The organism is Thalassotalea profundi (assembly GCF_014653195.1).
Lineage (GTDB): Bacteria > Pseudomonadota > Gammaproteobacteria > Enterobacterales > Alteromonadaceae > Thalassotalea_B > Thalassotalea_B profundi.
Window position 1 is genome coordinate 19,131 of sequence record NZ_BNAH01000016.1, and the last position, 17,050, is coordinate 36,180.

19 protein-coding genes are annotated in these 17,050 nt (G+C 35.9%); 13 read left to right on the forward strand and 6 right to left on the reverse strand.

Annotated features, from left to right (window positions below):
• Nucleotides 1-211 precede the first annotated feature (211 nt).
• Complete coding sequence (locus tag IE155_RS16330; protein ID WP_189379327.1) at nucleotides 212-553, forward strand: DUF4389 domain-containing protein; 342 nt, start codon at nucleotides 212-214, stop codon at nucleotides 551-553.
• A gap of 72 nt (nucleotides 554-625) precedes the next feature.
• On the opposite strand, the gene efp is transcribed toward IE155_RS16330, so the two are convergent.
• Nucleotides 626-1,195, reverse strand: a complete 570-nt coding sequence (gene efp, locus IE155_RS16335) for an elongation factor P (RefSeq protein ID WP_189379328.1) — start codon at nucleotides 1,193-1,195, stop codon at nucleotides 626-628.
• A 47-nt stretch (nucleotides 1,196-1,242) separates the two neighbouring features.
• Here efp and epmB point away from each other — a divergent pair, with 47 nt between their 5' ends.
• Nucleotides 1,243-2,259, forward strand: coding sequence for an EF-P beta-lysylation protein EpmB (epmB, locus tag IE155_RS16340; RefSeq protein ID WP_189379387.1), 1,017 nt, complete (start codon nucleotides 1,243-1,245; stop codon nucleotides 2,257-2,259).
• A 31-nt stretch (nucleotides 2,260-2,290) separates the two neighbouring features.
• Nucleotides 2,291-2,593 (forward strand): hypothetical protein, encoded by a 303-nt coding sequence (locus IE155_RS16345; RefSeq protein ID WP_189379329.1) that lies wholly within the window; start codon nucleotides 2,291-2,293, stop codon nucleotides 2,591-2,593.
• 54 nt (nucleotides 2,594-2,647) lie between these two features.
• Here the strand turns inward: IE155_RS16345 and IE155_RS16350 are convergent, their stop codons facing one another.
• On the reverse strand, nucleotides 2,648-3,148 hold the full coding sequence (locus IE155_RS16350; protein WP_189379330.1) for a DUF3016 domain-containing protein: 501 nt from the start codon (nucleotides 3,146-3,148) through the stop codon (nucleotides 2,648-2,650).
• A 358-nt stretch (nucleotides 3,149-3,506) separates the two neighbouring features.
• On the opposite strand from IE155_RS16350, the gene zigA reads away from it, so the two are divergent.
• The 6 genes from zigA (at nucleotide 3,507) to IE155_RS16380 (ending at nucleotide 7,216) form a co-directional block, all read left to right on the forward strand.
• The gene (gene zigA, locus IE155_RS16355; RefSeq protein ID WP_189379331.1) at nucleotides 3,507-4,712 is read left to right on the forward strand and encodes a zinc metallochaperone GTPase ZigA; all 1,206 of its coding nucleotides are present in this window, start codon (nucleotides 3,507-3,509) and stop codon (nucleotides 4,710-4,712) included.
• A complete protein-coding gene (locus IE155_RS16360; RefSeq protein ID WP_189379332.1) occupies nucleotides 4,709-5,386 on the forward strand; it encodes a DUF1826 domain-containing protein in 678 nt (225 codons plus the stop codon). The genes zigA and IE155_RS16360 overlap by 4 nt, the downstream gene beginning before the upstream one ends.
• 56 nt (nucleotides 5,387-5,442) lie before the next feature.
• Nucleotides 5,443-6,006 (forward strand): DUF2796 domain-containing protein, encoded by a 564-nt coding sequence (locus IE155_RS16365; RefSeq protein WP_189379333.1) that lies wholly within the window; start codon nucleotides 5,443-5,445, stop codon nucleotides 6,004-6,006.
• A 5-nt stretch (nucleotides 6,007-6,011) separates the two neighbouring features.
• The gene (locus IE155_RS16370; RefSeq protein WP_189379334.1) at nucleotides 6,012-6,473 is read left to right on the forward strand and encodes a Fur family transcriptional regulator; all 462 of its coding nucleotides are present in this window, start codon (nucleotides 6,012-6,014) and stop codon (nucleotides 6,471-6,473) included.
• Nucleotides 6,474-6,527: 54 nt separating this feature from the next.
• Complete coding sequence (locus tag IE155_RS16375; protein ID WP_189379335.1) at nucleotides 6,528-6,923, forward strand: MerC domain-containing protein; 396 nt, start codon at nucleotides 6,528-6,530, stop codon at nucleotides 6,921-6,923.
• A gap of 116 nt (nucleotides 6,924-7,039) precedes the next feature.
• Nucleotides 7,040-7,216, forward strand: coding sequence for an SEC-C metal-binding domain-containing protein (locus IE155_RS16380; protein ID WP_189379336.1), 177 nt, complete (start codon nucleotides 7,040-7,042; stop codon nucleotides 7,214-7,216).
• 45 nt (nucleotides 7,217-7,261) lie between these two features.
• Here IE155_RS16380 and IE155_RS16385 read toward each other — a convergent pair whose 3' ends face one another.
• Nucleotides 7,262-7,912, reverse strand: coding sequence for a DUF3299 domain-containing protein (locus tag IE155_RS16385; RefSeq protein ID WP_229817412.1), 651 nt, complete (start codon nucleotides 7,910-7,912; stop codon nucleotides 7,262-7,264).
• 123 nt (nucleotides 7,913-8,035) lie between these two features.
• Between IE155_RS16385 and IE155_RS16390 the strand changes: the two genes are divergently transcribed.
• The 4 genes from IE155_RS16390 to IE155_RS16405 all read left to right on the forward strand — a co-directional run bounded on the left by IE155_RS16390 (nucleotide 8,036) and on the right by IE155_RS16405 (nucleotide 13,120).
• A complete protein-coding gene (locus IE155_RS16390) occupies nucleotides 8,036-8,722 on the forward strand; it encodes an ABC transporter ATP-binding protein (RefSeq protein WP_189379337.1) in 687 nt (228 codons plus the stop codon).
• Nucleotides 8,712-9,953, forward strand: coding sequence for an ABC transporter permease (locus tag IE155_RS16395; protein WP_189379338.1), 1,242 nt, complete (start codon nucleotides 8,712-8,714; stop codon nucleotides 9,951-9,953). Before IE155_RS16390 ends, IE155_RS16395 begins: the two co-directional genes overlap by 11 nt.
• A gap of 217 nt (nucleotides 9,954-10,170) precedes the next feature.
• On the forward strand, nucleotides 10,171-12,624 hold the full coding sequence (locus IE155_RS16400) for a M1 family metallopeptidase (RefSeq protein ID WP_189379339.1): 2,454 nt from the start codon (nucleotides 10,171-10,173) through the stop codon (nucleotides 12,622-12,624).
• Nucleotides 12,611-13,120, forward strand: a complete 510-nt coding sequence (locus IE155_RS16405; RefSeq protein WP_229817414.1) for a DUF6702 family protein — start codon at nucleotides 12,611-12,613, stop codon at nucleotides 13,118-13,120. Before IE155_RS16400 ends, IE155_RS16405 begins: the two co-directional genes overlap by 14 nt.
• A gap of 317 nt (nucleotides 13,121-13,437) precedes the next feature.
• On the opposite strand, the gene IE155_RS16410 is transcribed toward IE155_RS16405, so the two are convergent.
• The 3 genes from IE155_RS16410 to IE155_RS16420 form a co-directional block, all read right to left on the reverse strand.
• On the reverse strand, nucleotides 13,438-14,583 hold the full coding sequence (locus IE155_RS16410) for a tetratricopeptide repeat protein (protein WP_189379340.1): 1,146 nt from the start codon (nucleotides 14,581-14,583) through the stop codon (nucleotides 13,438-13,440).
• Nucleotides 14,584-14,998: 415 nt separating this feature from the next.
• Nucleotides 14,999-16,654, reverse strand: coding sequence for a chaperonin GroEL (groL, locus tag IE155_RS16415; protein ID WP_189379341.1), 1,656 nt, complete (start codon nucleotides 16,652-16,654; stop codon nucleotides 14,999-15,001).
• 66 nt (nucleotides 16,655-16,720) lie between these two features.
• Nucleotides 16,721-17,011, reverse strand: coding sequence for a co-chaperone GroES (locus IE155_RS16420; RefSeq protein ID WP_189379342.1), 291 nt, complete (start codon nucleotides 17,009-17,011; stop codon nucleotides 16,721-16,723).
• Nucleotides 17,012-17,050 lie beyond the last annotated feature (39 nt).

Consider the following 17,050-nt stretch of genomic DNA (forward strand, 5'->3'; position numbering starts at 1 on the left):
AATAAAATTATTCACCCTTTTTAAAGCCTGCAATTGCAGGCTTTTTTTTATCTCATTGAAAGTTAGTGTAATTCACCAATTAATTATCCATTTCATCATTAGAATATTTTTATTAAAAATTAACTCATTGAGAAATAAAATAAAAAATATATTGGCGTTATCTTTGCTATATCTAATATAACAATAGTGTGATAACGATTTAGGAGTTTACATGAGACGTGAATTAGAAGATGAATTATTCGGCCAAGAACCAACGACAGAAAAAACATGGAAAAATTTTGGGATTTGGCAGCGCGGACTTGCCATGTTGTTATTTGGCTTTATCGGAGGATTCGCTCGATTCTTTATTACCTTAATCTCTATTTTTCAGTTTATTACCTTACTATTTACTAGTAAGCCTAATCGCCAATTATTAAAGCTAGGCCAAAGTTTAAATACTTATATCTATCAAATTAATCAATTTCTAACAGTAAATACTGAAAAACATCCATTTCCATTTGCTGATTGGCCTGATGGCAATACCAGTCAAGTACCTCCATCGGAACACGTATAAGGACAATACACTAAGCATAAAAAAGCTCACATAAGTGAGCTTTTAATTTTATTTTATTTACAAAATAAAAATTTATTTGCCACCACGAGAAACGTAATCGCCAGTACGCGTATCAACTTTCACTATTTCACCAATTTGAACAAATAATGGTACACGTACTACGGCGCCAGTAACTAATGTAGCTGGTTTACCGCCGGTGCCCGCTGTATCACCTTTCAAGCCTGGATCTGTTTCAGTGATTTCTAATTCAACAAAATTAGGAGGTGTTACTGAAATAGGGTTGCCATTCCAGAATGTTATGGTGCACATATCACCTTCTTTTAACCATTTAACGTTATCACCTACCGCTTTTTCATCAGCTGCGACTTGCTCAAAGGTCTCATTATTCATAAAATGCCAGAATTCGCCATCGGCATATAAATAAGCAAGGTCTGTATCCATTACGTCAGCACCTTCGCATGAGTCGCCTGATTTAAAGGTTTTCTCTAGCACTTTGCCTGAAATAAGTTTACGAATTTTAACGCGATTAAACGCTTGGCCTTTACCTGGTTTTACAATTTCGTTTTCTAAAATGTTACATGGTTCGCCATCGATCATTAATTTAAGACCGTTTTTGAATTGGTTTGTACTAAAAGTTGCCATAAATTTTTCTCTTAATTGTTAACAGAGAGCTTAACTTGAATGTTGAAATGCCGCAGATAATAACCCAAATCAGCACTAATTTGCACACTTCTTGGCAAAAAGAATTAGCAAATGTAGTAACTGACCCTAAACTGCTACTCAAGATGTTAGCAATTGAGCCAGACAACTACTTGCAACACTTTAAAGCAAGAAGCCTTTTTCCTGTACGTGTACCTCGTCCATTTATCGAAAAAATGAAGCGCGGTGACATCAATGATCCCCTCTTAAAGCAAGTAATGCCGTTATCACAAGAATTTACAATGACCGAAGGATTTAGCCCAGATCCTTTAGACGAACACGATACTGTCGCTGAAGGCTTGCTACATAAATATAAACATCGTGTGTTAATGATTGTAAAAGCAGGTTGTGCCATAAATTGTCGTTATTGTTTTAGACGCCACTTTCCCTATCAAGATAACAGTCCGAATAAGAAACGTTGGGAAGCCGCACTGACCTATATCAATCAGCACCAAGAGATAAATGAAGTTATCTTTAGTGGGGGTGATCCATTGATGGCAAATGATGAACACTTACAATGGTTAATACATCAAATAGAAGCAATTAGTCATGTCAAACGCTTGCGTATCCATACGCGTTTACCTGTAGTGATACCACAAAGAATAACCAAAAAACTTATAGAAATGCTCAAAGCAAGTCGTTTAAAAACAACAATGGTATTACATCTTAACCATGCCAATGAGATTGATCACTTTTTTATTAATGCAATAAATTTGCTGATTGAAGCTCGAATTCCATTATTTAGCCAGAGTGTATTACTTAAAGGGATTAACGATGAAGCTAAAGTACTATGTCAGCTAAGTGAGCAATTGTTTGATAATGGCATTCAGCCTTATTATTTACACATGTTCGATAAAGTACAAGGCGCTGCCCACTTTGAAGTAGAAGAAGATAAAGCAATAGCTATTGCCAAGGAAATGATGGCGACTCTACCAGGTTTTTTAATGCCCAAGCTGGTAAGAGAAATTTCAGGCGAAACTAACAAAACTCCCATCAATTTGGCATAATAGCCACAACAAAAAGTAATTAAGTATTTTTATGACCGCAACTGTAAACCAACAACTACTTGATAATATTTCTATTATCCTAAAAAAATCACTGGCAGCCGATGCAACGCTGGCTGATTTACGTGAAAAAAAAATGGCCGGATTCGAGGCTATTTTTAAAAAAGATGCAGGCTTTAACAGCACTGCCAATACTTTTCAGCCCTATGTAGAAGAGGTCGCAGACGATTTATTAAAGTGGCAACAAACACAAGATCAACATTTACTGATATCACTCGTAAAAAAAATCGAACAGTTGTTCACTGTTCTAGGAAGTTTTGAACAAAGTTATAAATAAACATTATTTAAACGCTATAAATTAAAAACGCCGCTATATTATTGCGGCGTTATACTATTTCACTGTGAACTCACTAAATGTTTCTTTAAACCAATCATCTAGCATTGCTTTCTCATAAGACAAGCTCGAATTATTATATTTCATTGAGTTACGCATCATAAAATTCATATCTTTTAAGTTTACGCTGTCTTCAAGAATTACTTGCTTATCGGCTGATAATAATTGATAAGAAAACTCAATTCTCGGAGCGAAAATATCCTTAATAATACGGATTTGGTTTATGCCACCAATATGAACATCGCCAGCTAAATCAAGGTCATTAACGATAATTTTTAATGTGTTATTTTCAGGTAATGCTTTTGCAAGCTTATTGAAATGTTTCTCTAAATTTGAAAATGTGGTTTTCTTAAATTTCTTATTATTACCATTGCCTGCATATACATCTCGATATTTATCAGAGTCTTGCCAAGTAACATCAACTTCCGCCGCATTAACATTGGGTAAGAGAGCGAAAAGAGGAAGAAATAAAACAAATGTAAAAATCATATTTTTCATAATGTTGCCTCAATAACGTTAGCTTTAAATTGAATTGATCAAATAATTCTCTAACAAGTAATACTACTTTAACATTGTTAGCATGAATTTAAACTGAACACTTAATATCAACCATGAACCTATAAATTAAATAATTAAAAATAACATCACTTTCAATCAATGAGCATACCCGCCCTGAAGTACTCTAATGACCTTTTGATATACTCACTTTTACTATAATTATTACACATTAAAAAAGTAAGGCTTGATAACGATTGGTTACAAAAGAAAGTGCTAATAAAAATTATCTTTATATTTACCTTTACAATTTATTGATATGTTATAACATATCAATAAATTGTAAATTAACGTAATCACAATGATTAAAGAAAAGTTACCAGTTACTGTATTGTCAGGCTTCCTTGGGGCAGGAAAAACAACTGTGCTCAGCCATATTATTAATAACCGCCAAGATAAAAAGGTTGCTGTTATTGTCAATGATATGAGTGAAATAAATATTGACGCTGCATTTGTTAAAAATGAAGTTTCACTTAACCGTGGTAATGAAAAACTGGTAGAAATGAGTAATGGATGCATTTGCTGCACATTACGTGAAGATCTTTTGTTAGAAATAAAAAAATTAGCTAAAGAAGGTCGGTTTGATAATCTTGTAATTGAATCAACAGGTATCTCAGAGCCACTACCTATAGCTGAAACTTTCACCTTTTCTGATGAAAATGGCGTATCACTATCGGATGTCGCGACTTTAGATACCATGGTAACGGTTGTAGATGCGGTAAATTTTTTGAAAGACTACGAAGAAGCACAGTATTTACAAAATACAACTGAATCACTCGGTGATGAAGACGATCGAAATGTATCGGACTTACTCATCGACCAAGTTGAATTTGCAGATGTTCTCCTTATCAGTAAAACAGACTTAGTCACATCAACTGAAATTAAAAAGTTAACCGCGATTCTTAAAGTGCTTAATACACGCGCTAAAGTCATCCCCATTTCTTCAGGCAATGTTAATATTGAGGCAGTATTAAACACAGGGCTTTTTAATTTTGAAGAAGCAGAGCAAGCTCCCGGCTGGCTCAAAGAAATGCGTGGTGAACATATTCCAGAAGCAGAAGAATACGGGATTAGCACCTTTAACTATATTGCACGTAAACCTTTTCATCCTGAAAAGATTTACCATTTTCTTCATAGCACTGAACAATTCGGCAAATTAATACGTTCAAAGGGCTATTTTTGGTTAGCATCTCGCCCACAGTTCTGCGGTCAATGGAGCCAAGCTGGTGGTATAGCACATTATGGTTTCGCGGGCATGTTTTGGAAGTCAGTCCCTCAGAATGAGTGGCCAGTTGATCAAGAGTCACTTACTGAAATACAAAAGAAATGGGTTGAGCCTTTTGGAGATATGCGTCAAGAGTTGGTCTTTATTGGACAACAATTAAATCACGTTAAAATGATTAATGAACTTAATGCCTGCTTACTTACTGAAGACGAGATATTAAGAGGTAAAGAGTATTGGAAAACATTAAACGATCCCTTTCCTAAATGGGGAGAGAATGCATGATCAGCGACATTATCCCCCTTCATACTAAGACACCAGAAACAAAACAAAGTGCTGTATGTGATACCAGCCCATGTGTGCTCAGTAAAATTTATCAAAAGCATACCAATATAGCGACGTGGGAACGTAAACTTTCTAGTGATTTAATGACGGCTGTTGAAGAATTTTTAGCATGTAATAAAACAAAAACATCAGTATTAGTAGTAACCCCAGAAACTACCGAAGGTGTGTTGTGTGATACTTTTGGAGATGATAATACTACCAAAGCATTAAGGGAAGATATTGCCCTGTTAGTTGATATGTTTTGCTACTTATTTGAATTAAAAGAAGCGGGATTAAGATTAACCATACTTGAGCGTGCTATGTGTCCAAGTTTTCATTTTGATCGTATTCCCTGTCGTTTAGTCACCACATATAAAGGTGTTGCTACACAGTGGCTAAATAATGATGTAATAGATCGTTCGAAGTTAGGTGCAGGTAATCAAGGGAAGACTGATGAAAAATCAGGCCTTTTCAACTCTCTTAATGATATTAATCAACTTGGTGAAGGAGATGTCGCACTATTAAAAGGTGAACATTGGTACGAAAATGAAGGTGCGGGCTTAGTTCATCGCTCTCCCGCGCTTGCTAAAGGAGAGCGTAGATTACTCTTAACATTAGACTTTATCTCTAGTTAGCTAATGGCTTTATAATGAAAAAAAGCTTAAATAACCTAATTTACATAGTTATCTTATTGACAAGTTTATTTCTGCATAATCGCAGCCTGTCAAAAGCTAATTCAGAGTTCAGTTCTCATACTCATGGTATATCAGAGTTAACCATCGCAATTGAAAATCAATGGCTGGAAATTGAAATAATCTCCCCAGCGATCAATATTGTAGGGTTTGAGCATAAGGCCATAACAGAAACAGAGTTGGCCGCAGTAAAAAATTCAGCCTCTCTGTTAAGTAAGCATGAACATATTTTTATATTTACTGGGGGAAACTGCGTAATAAACAATCAAACTATTAATATGTCGAGTATAGCTCCAAATATGCCGTCAGGCGATAGTAAACACTTACATTCACATAAAAACAACAATGAATATAAAACTCATCATCACCAAAATACGGATCATGGGGAAGTTATAGCAAATTATCGTTACCACTGTAAAAAATCATCAACTTTGTCAGCTATCACTGTTAAAGTATTTGACCTATTTGTAGGTATTAGCCAAATAAATACTGTTTGGATTACCGAAAATCAACAAGGTTCTGTCATACTTAACCCTACTAACAAAGTTATTAATTTGAGGTGAAAACAATGAACAACGTGAACACTATTCTCGAACATGCCGAAAATTCATGCAAAAGCCATGGGGCACGCTTAACGGCTAAAAGAAAGCTGGTATTGTCTTCACTTATTCAATCAGAGAAAGCGCTATCAGCGTATGACGTTATAGACTTATGCAAACAAGAATATAATGAGAGTATTCCAGCCATGTCTGTGTATCGTATTTTAGAGTTTTTAGAAACAGAGAAACTTGTCCATAAACTAAAGTTAGCTAATAAATATGTCGCTTGTTCTCATATTTCTTGTGGACATGCCCATGGTGTTCCACAGTTTTTAATTTGTGGCAAGTGTGATCTAGTTAAAGAGATTAGTATAAAAAGCTCAACAATGTCCGAGCTTAAAAATGATGTTGAGTATGCAGGTTTTCAATTAGCGAGTCCGCAATTAGAAATGAATTGTATATGTAATAATTGTGTAGAAAACGCAGCTTAAATCGTTAAAAAATTCAGTTTAATATTTAATTATCACTGTAAGTTAAGGAAATAAATGAAAATAACACAAGAAACAACCGATAAATTTTCTATTGGTTTATCAATGCTTTGTGCCATACATTGTATGTTGTTACCACTATTACTGGTGGCACTTCCGAGTTTAGGTGCATTGCAATTAGATAACGAAGCTTTTCACATATGGATGTTAATAGCCGTTATCCCAACCAGTATTTATGCCTTAACATTAGGATGTAAAAAGCATAAACGTTATCGCTTACTGATCTGGGGAATAACAGGCCTTACTCTAATGATATTAGCGGTTACTTTAGGACATAACATTATTGGTGAAACAGGAGAAAAGATCTTAACACTATTAGGTGCCTTTTGCGTTGTTATAGCTCATTTCGGTAATTTTAAACGCTGTCGTCAACATTCAAATTGTGGTCATTAGCCATTAAAGGTGAATCAAAAATATTACATTGTTACGTGTACCACTTTAATAGCACAAGTAATAAATATCAACGTTGATAAAGCTCCCAAATCAACAAATATTTAAGAGGTTTAATAATGGAAAAAATTCATCAAGAAACAAAAAAACAACCTGCTTCATACAATGATAGTTGTTGTAGCCAATCAAGTTGTTGTGCGCCACAAGAGACTATCGTTAATTCGCATCCTAAAATTGGTCGAAATGATCCATGTCCTTGTGATAGCGGTCGCAAATTTAAAAAATGTTGTGGCTAATACTTAACCTTTCGATTTAATATACATAACTATTATAGTAAACCGCTACTCTTCTGTATAAAGATCAAGTGCATACACTTCCATGGAATAGGCAGCTGTTGCAGTTTCATTTTCCACAAGAGTCGTTTTTAATATCCCAGATACCCAGTAAGCATCATAAAGTGATTCAAGTTTTACCCCTTTAGGATACTTAACGAAAATAGTTTGATTGGGTGGCGGGGGCGGTAAATGAATACATGCACCGTAATAAGGAACCATAAAAAATTGTGTTACTTTTTGTTCATCATCAAACTCTAGCGGTACAATAAAAGCTGGAATTCGTATCGGCGCATTGTTAACAATTGCTTTAACATTCGTAGACACTAACGCTTGCTCATAACGATCACTGCTCTTAATTTTGGTGTTATTTTTGAATGTATTTATCAGTTTATCTTCATCAGAGCCATCAACAATGTCATCAAGATAACTTGGCGGATTAAGTAAAGCATCTAAATCATCTTCAGGGATTAAATCAAGCCAATCAGCCGTCATAAAGTGAGGGACTTCCTGTTCTGCTTCTCCCTTTTCTATTTCATCTTCTTGTCCATTCAAAAGTTCGGCAACAGGCAATACTACCTGCTGGTGATTGCTTACTTCTTGCTTTTCTGTCAACTCATCTTCAGGTGCTTTTCCACAACCAAATACACACAAAGCCATAATACATACAAGGCTAATTTTAATCATATTGAATTAGGTAAAAATAGGTTTAATAGATTAATGATACACTGTATCATTAATCTATTAAAACAGTTTTAGCAATTTTGAATAATGAAGTAAATAATGGTAATTCAGCTCTCTAATATTCGTTTTAGCTACCCTAACCACAAAGATACTCCCATATTAAATATTCCTTCATGGTCAATGGCTGAAGGTGAACATTGTTTTATTCATGGCCCTTCTGGAAATGGTAAATCTACATTATTAAATATGTTAAGCGGCATACTATTGCCAAATGAAGGAGTAGTCTGTGTTTTAGATCAGCATTTAAACAATCTTACAAGTCGTCAACGTAACAAATTTAGAGCAGATAATATTGGCTACGTTTTTCAACAATTTAATTTAATACCTTATTTAGATGCTCTTGAGAATATTCAATTAGCGAGTTATTTTTCATCGTCATTGACAAAGTCTGAAGTTAGTGAAGAAATGTCCACATTACTCACCTCTTTAAATATCCCTGAAAGTGATTGGAATAAACCAGTACGAACTTTAAGTATTGGTCAACAACAACGAATAGCTATCGCTCGAGCGTTAATTAATACCCCCAAATTATTAATTGCTGACGAACCAACTTCCGCACTAGATAACATCAATAGGGACTCTTTTATGACGTTATTGATGTCTACCGTAGAGAAAAACAACATTACTTTATTATTTGTAAGTCATGACATGTCCTTATCACAGTATTTTAATAGGGTTGAATCGTTGAGTGAGCTCAACCAAGTAGAGTGTTCAAATGCTAGTTAAGCTTGCGTTAAAAAGTCTCATTGCTCGTAAAGGCTCTATTGCTTTATCAATCATGGCAATGGCTATCAGTATTTTTGTTTTATTAGGTGTTGAGCATATTCGCCATCAAACAAAAGAAAGCTTTTCTAACACTGTATCTGGCGTTGATCTTATCGTTGGTGCTAGAACAGGTAGCCTTAATTTATTACTTTATTCGGTTTTCAAAATAGGAAATCCAACTAATAACATAAGTTGGCAATCTTTCAAAGCAATCAGCACTAACCCTAAAGTAAACTGGGCGATTCCTCTTTCCCTTGGTGATTCCCATAAAGGCTACAGAGTTCTAGGTACAACCAGTGAGTATTTCCAACATTTTAGTTACGGAAAACAACATAAATTATTACTCTCTAAAGGTAAAACTTTTGAAGATACTTTTGACGTAGTTTTAGGTGCTCAAGTTGCAGCTAAATTAGGCTATCAGTTAGGGGAGCGGATCGTGCTTGCTCATGGTATATCAAGAACAAGCTTTAGTATGCATAACGACAAGCCATTCAAAGTAGTTGGTATTCTCACACCGACAGGCACTCCCGTAGACCAAACATTACACGTAAGTTTACAAGGTATAGAAGCGATACACACAAATTGGCAAAGCAGCGGGCAACATAAAAAGAACTCGCCCGAGAAAATAACAGATCAGCTGCAACCTAAAAGTATTACGGCCTTCATGTTAGGGCTTAATTCAAAAATGACGACTTTTCGGTTACAGCGAGAAATTAACCACTATGCGCAAGAGCCTCTTCTTGCTATCTTGCCAGGCGTTGCCTTATCAGAGCTATGGCAAATGATGACGATTCTCGAGAATACTTTATTTTTAGTATCAGTATTGGTTTTCATTTCTGCTTGTTTAGGAATGAGTGCCCTGTTGTTATCATCAATTCGTGAACGAACCTCTGAAATTCAACTACTGCGTGTTATTGGTGCTCCTCCTGCTTTTTTATTTATTCTCATAGAATTAGAAGCATTTTTTATAACCCTTATCAGTATTGTTTTAGGTGCTGGATTATTAACAGTAGGCCTTTTTAGTATGCAAGAATTCCTTGTGACTTATTTTGGCTTACATATCAACACTAATATTTTATCGCTGAGAAATTTCTATTTAATGCTCACGGTTCTTATAGCTTCAATGTGTATGGCTATGCTCCCATCCATTATTAGCTATGTTCGATCCAGAAGTTATCACTTAACTCATTAATCATTATTTTGCTATGTTGTAACATATCATTTATAGATGTATTATTGTCCACAGACGAAACAGGTTACCTATGATTTGAAGCTATTAATTCATGAAATCATTAGCCTTTATACCCTAATAACTATTTAACTAATAACAGTGTGCCATGGTGCTTAAGTTAGAGACGAATATGGGTTTTCGATACCAATTGACGATTAAATTATAAAAAAGGACGCCTATGTTCACTAAGCTCATAAAAATAACCTTGCTAACATTAGCGACAGTAGCCTCAGCACAGGCAACAATCAATCAGACTAAAGGAGACTTTGTTGATAAGTTTCGTCAATTAGACGAAAGCTTACCAACACCTAATGTATACAGAAACGCTGCAGGAGAACCAGGTCACCAGTATTGGCAACAACAAGTCGATTACAAAATAAAAGCAACGTTGAATGAAGAAAAGCGTCGTATCGAGGCAAGCCAAGAGATTACGTATCATAATAATTCACCTGATACACTTAAATACTTATGGGTGCAATTAGACCAAAATAAATTCCGTGATGACTCCCTGTCCGCCAAAACCACCACTTTTGGGGGCATAGGGAATAGAGGGCCTGCTACTAGCGCAGCAACATCAAGTAAACCTGCACAGCTAAGTTTAGATGCATTACGTCGTCAACAATTTGTTGACGACAATGAGTTAGGTTATGACATTACCTCAGTGACTGATAGCAATGGTCAGAAACTTCATTATGTTATTGTAGGCACTAACATGAGGGTTGATTTGCTTGAAAAATTAACGCCAGGTAAAAAATTAACATTTGGCATTGATTATAACTTTAACATCGTTGAAGAAGATGCCGTATCAGCCCGTTCTGGTTATGAACACTTCCCTGATGATGCACGAGAAGGTGGAAATGATATATTCCTATTAGCACAGTGGTATCCGCGTCTTCATGCTTATACTGATTACGAAGCTTGGACAAATAAAGAGTTTATTGGCCGTGGTGAATTCACATTGGAATTTGGTAACTACGATGTTGAATTAACCGTACCTGCAGATCATATTGTCAGCTCAACGGGAAAATTAACAAATGCGAGTAAAGTATTAACGTCAACTCAGCGTAAACGTTTAAAAGAAGCAGAAAAAGCTGATCGCATTGTTTTTATTGTGACAGAAGAAGAAGCGCTTGAAAACGAAAAGGCTGGAACCGATAAAACTAAAACATGGAAGTTTAGTGCTAAAAATGTAAGAGACTTTGCGTGGGCCTCATCACGTAAATTTATGTGGGATGCACGCGGCCACCAACAAGGAGGAGACGAACAACCGCTCGTTATGGCAATGTCTTTTTATCCAAAAGAAGGCGGCGACTTATGGAAAAAATACTCTACTGAATCAATTATTCACACCTTAGATGTATATTCTCGTTTTTCTTTTGATTACCCATACCCTGTTGCCCAGTCAGTTAATGGGCCTGTAGGTGGTATGGAATACCCAATGATCACTTTTAATGGTCCTCGTACAGAACTTCAAAAAGATGGCAGTCGTACGTACTCTCAGGCCGAAAAGCGCTTTTTAATTGGTGTAGTTATCCATGAAATTGGTCACATTTACTTTCCAATGATAGTCAATTCAGATGAACGTCAGTGGACTTGGATGGATGAAGGCTTAAACAGCTTTTTAGATGGTGTTGCAGGCCGAGAATGGGATCCAAGCATTCCATGGGGGGTTGAACCAAGAGATATTACAAGCTACATGAAATCTTCAACGCAAGTACCTATTATGACTCAGTCTGATAGCGTATTACGCCTTGGCCCAAATGGCTACACTAAACCTGCGGCTGCATTAAACATTTTACGTGAAACTATTCTTGGTCGAGAGCTGTTTGACTTTGCTTTTAAAGAATATGCCACACGCTGGAAATACAAACGCCCTACACCTTCCGACTTTTTTCGCACCATGGAAGAAGCTTCTGGCGTTGATTTAGATTGGTTTTGGCGAGGTTGGTTTTACAGCACAGATCACGTTGATATTTCTTTAGATAAAATATCAAAATTACGCCTTGATACTAAAAATCCTGACATAGACTTTAACCGCCTACGCCAAGAAGAATTAGATAAGCCTTTATCAAAAACAGTCGAGCGTAACAAAGCTGAAGGCAAAAAATTATGGATAGAACGTTTTTCAGATATTTCTGATTTTTATGATGAAAATGATCGTTTTACCGTAACCAATAAAGAACGTAACGCTTACCAAAAATTTCTTAAGAAATTAAAACCATGGGAGCGTAAAGCGTTAGAACGAGCTATTGAGGAAGATAAAAACTATTACGTACTCGACTTTTCAAATAAAGGTGGCTTAGTCATGCCTATTATTTTGGAATTAACGTTTGCTGATGGCTCAGTTGAAAATCAATATATCCCTGCAGAAATATGGCGCCGTACACCAAAACAGGTAAGTAAACTAATTATCACTGATAAAGATAAAGAAATCGTCAGTGTAACTGTAGATCCTCGTTGGGAAACTGCAGATGTAGATGTTCACAATAATCACTACCCACGTAAGATCATTCCTTCTCGAATCGAAGCATTTAAGAAGAAAAAATCTACACAAAAAGTGTCTCGCGATATTATGCAAGATATTAAAACAAAGTTAAAAACAGATGAACAGGACTCTAATGACAATGATTAAAAGCACCAAACAATTAATTGTTTTAATGCTTTTGGCGCTGATATTCTCAGCGCCCTACACTTTTGCACGCCAGCAGAAGTCAGCTATTAGTACGATTTTATTTAACGCCAAAACTCAAAATATTGAGATTATGCATCGCTTTAGAATGCATGACGCTGAACATGCCGTAAAACACATATTTGGTAAAGAAGCCGACATCATTAATTCTAAAGAGACCAAGGAACTATTTAGTGACTACATACAACAAAACTTTACTATGATGGCTAATGATAAACCAGTAACATTAATCAACGTAGGTTATGAAAATGATGGGAAGTTTTTTTGGGTCTATCAAGAAACTTCTGAACCACCGGCATTAAAAAGCCTAAGTATAAGGCATAATGCACTTAGAAAAATTTGGCCAAGCCAAGTCAACACCATCAATATTGAAAGAAAAGGCAAGGTTAAAACGATGATATTTAAAGAGTCAATCGACGTCCTTCATGTCACCTTTTAAATACATTAAATTATACCAATGTGGCTTCCTTAATTATTGGTTTAACTTAGTAATATTCAGAGAGTGCAACTCATGAATCTGAGAGATATTTGTACAACCTAAAAGGCAAATACAACCACAAGAGCTCGGCAAGCAATAATGGTATGGTTACTTTAGCAGCCATCGAACCCGATTGAATATTAGACCAAAGCATTTTGTAGAGCTCCCAATTACTATACAGTGTTGGGTTAAAGTCAAAGACAATACGATACACTTCCATAAATAGTGTCGGTTTAAACATCTGTAAGCAAACGAGTAAAGCCGTGCATAAAAATAGATTAACTGCTTTTTGCATAACTTTGTTCCTCAAAATTTATTTGGTAACACCACATATCTCCCTTTCTTTTTAAACTCAGCATTTGACCTAAATGTTTTATTTCCATAGGCTGAAGTGCCATTCCCCAAGCATAAGTCAATGCATTCACTTTGGAGAACATATCAACAAACACCAGTCTATTTACTATCGCAATAGCATTGTCTGCTTGATTATTAGCGAAGGTCATCTCAATACCTGAAACATTTCCATCTTCAGATGAGACTAAATTAATAACACCATAAGGTGTTTCTGTATTTAAATAAGTAGGCTCTGACAACCAAGACGCTGCACGATCTTCAATTAAAAACTTTCGTTCAACTCCTTTAGCTTTAAGTAAATCCGTCAAATATTGACTTTCACTCGATAAAGACACTAACTTTGGATGAGCAAGAGCGCGAGCGCATTCACCTAATATCCAAGCGCAAACGCTATAGTGATATCGCGCTTTTTGATCGTTATTCTCTACTTTATTTTGATATAAACCAAGATTGTAATTTATGTCGATATCATAAGGATTTAACTTATATGAAGCCTTCCATAACTTTCCACCTATAACGCGTTCTGTTTCAAAATCACTTCCTAAAAGGCCGTTATAATGCAAAGTCCCTAAATTAATATAAGCTAGTGCGATTATCTCTTTTTTAGTTACATCAACTTGATCGGTTGGCTTTGTACACTGCCTGTAGATCTCAGCAGCATTTTGATAGGATTTTCGTCTTTCGTAAAATACACCGAAGTTAACACAAGCTGAAATGTCATCAAACTTTAACGCTTCCTTATACCAGGCTATCGCTTGATTCGGCTCATCCAATTCAGCTGTACTTGCCAATAAATTATAGATATAACCGAGTTCATACTGCTGAAAGCTAGATGAATAGTTAAGTGCATGCTTTAACACTTTTTGACCAAGCGTCCTATAACCTTCAACAACTAACCAACTACCTAGATTCAAAAATTGCTCTGAAACTTCAAGTTTTTTGAAAGGTAAAATTGATATTTCGCCATGATTATTTTCAATAAGTGCTTCAATTTTAAGTCGCTCACTATTAGTTAAAAAGCCATAAGACGTTTCATTAAGTGAAGCACTTGTCACACTTGTTGAAAACATACATAAAAATACATTCCATACTATTACTTTTAATTTATATGATTGTATTTTGACGTTGAAGAAAGGTAATACCTTCAATCCCATATTTAAAAAAATCATTGATAATTTTGCACTTAAACGCTAAACCAATATCCGACATTTAAGCATCACTTAAAAGTTAACGCAACTAACTGAAATATTGATAGTTATAGTATAGAAGTGAGAAAGGTGAAATAAAATTTTAAAGCTGTCAACGTTGAGTTAAAAAACAAAAAACCTGCCGAAGCAGGTTTTTATAAAAATAAAGCGTTAAGTAGCTAATGCTATTTATGCGCCGAATAAATCATGTTAGAACAAGGCACTTCACAACGACGTTTAGTGTTTCTTAAACGAGTTGTGAAGTAACGAAGTTATCACTGATTTAGACAAGCATAAATTACATCATACCACCCATGCCGCCCATTCCACCCATACCGCCCATATCAGGCATAGCTGGTGCGCCAGCATCTTTAACCGGTGCATCTGTGATCATAGCTTCTGTAGTTAACATTAAGCCGGCAACTGATGCAGCAAATTGTAATGCTGAACGCGTCACTTTAGTTGGATCAAGAATCCCCATTTCAAGCATATCGCCGTAAGTTGAGTTACCTGCGTTGTAACCATAGTTACCTGTGCCGCCAGTTCTTACTTGGTTTAATACCACTGAAGCTTCATCACCAGAGTTAGTTGCAATTTGACGTAAAGGTGCCGACATTGCACGAATAGCAACCTTAATACCGTGCGTTTGGTCTTCGTTTGTGCCTTCTAAGTCTTTAATTGCATCAGCCGCTCTTACTAGGGCAACACCACCGCCAGCAACTACGCCTTCTTCAACTGCTGCGCGTGTAGCATGTAATGCATCTTCAACACGTGCTTTTTTCTCTTTCATTTCAACTTCTGTTGCTGCGCCTATCTTAATTACCGCAACACCGCCAGCTAATTTAGCTAAACGCTCTTGAAGTTTTTCTTTATCGTAGTCTGAAGATGACTCTTCAATTTGACCACGAATTTGAGCAACACGTGATTGAATATCGGATTCTTCACCAACACCATCGATAATAGTTGTGTTATCTTTTGAAATTACAACACGTTTAGCTTGACCTAAGTCTTCTAATGTTGCTTTTTCAAGTTCCATACCAATTTCTTCAGAAATTACCGTAGCTGCTGTTAAAGTTGCAATATCTTGTAACATCGCTTTACGACGATCACCAAAACCAGGTGCTTTTACAGCCGCAACTTTAACAATACCGCGCATATTGTTAACAACTAATGTTGCTAATGCTTCACCTTCAACATCTTCAGCAATAATTAATAACGGTTTACCCGCTTTTGCAACGCCTTCTAGTGTAGAAAGAAGTTCACGAATATTTGATATTTTCTTATCAACAAGAAGGATGAACGGGTTTTCTAATTCAACTGCGCCACTTTCTTGGTTATTGATAAAATAAGGAGATAAATAACCACGGTCAAACTGCATACCTTCAACAACATCAAGCTCATCAGTTAATGCTTGACCTTCTTCAACAGTGATAACACCTTCAGTACCTACTTTATCCATTGCAGTTGCAATAATTTTACCTACAGTCTCATCTGAGTTAGCTGAAATAGTACCGACTTGCTCAATAGCTTTGTTATCTGTGCATTGTTGAGATGAAGCTTTAAGTGCTTCAACAGCCGCGATAACGGCTTTGTCGATACCACGTTTTAAGTCCATTGGGTTCATACCCGCTGCTATTGACTTTAAGCCTTCGTTAACAATAGCTTGTGCTAAAACAGTTGCAGTAGTTGTACCGTCACCTGCTTCATCATTTGCTTTTGACGCTACTTCTTTAACCATTTGAGCGCCCATGTTTTCGAACTTATCTTCTAATTCAATTTCTTTAGCTACTGACACACCGTCTTTCGTGATTGATGGTCCACCAAATGACTTGTCTAATACAACATTACGACCTTTTGGCCCTAATGTTACTTTTACTGCGTCTGCAAGTACATTAACGCCTTTAAGCATTTTTACACGTGCGTCGTTACCAAATAATATATCTTTTGCTGCCATTTTCTTAAGTTCCTATAATCTGTTTACTACATTAGTTATCAACCAATGCTTATTAAATATTTGAATTTATTCAACAATAGCTAAAATATCGCTTTCAGATAAAATTAATACGTCTTCACCATCAATTTTTTCTGTTTTAACGCCATAACCTTCATTAAAGATTACTTGATCGCCAATTTTAACGTCTAATGCTCTAACATCACCGTTTTCTAAAATACGGCCCTTGCCAACAGCTATCACTTCACCGCGAGTTGATTTCTCAGCAGCACTGCCAGTTAAGACGATGCCACCAGCAGATTTCGACTCTACTTCTTTACGTTTAACAATTACGCGATCGTGTAATGGACGAATGCTCATTTACTTTCTCCTGAGACTATAATTAATAGGGGTTAAATT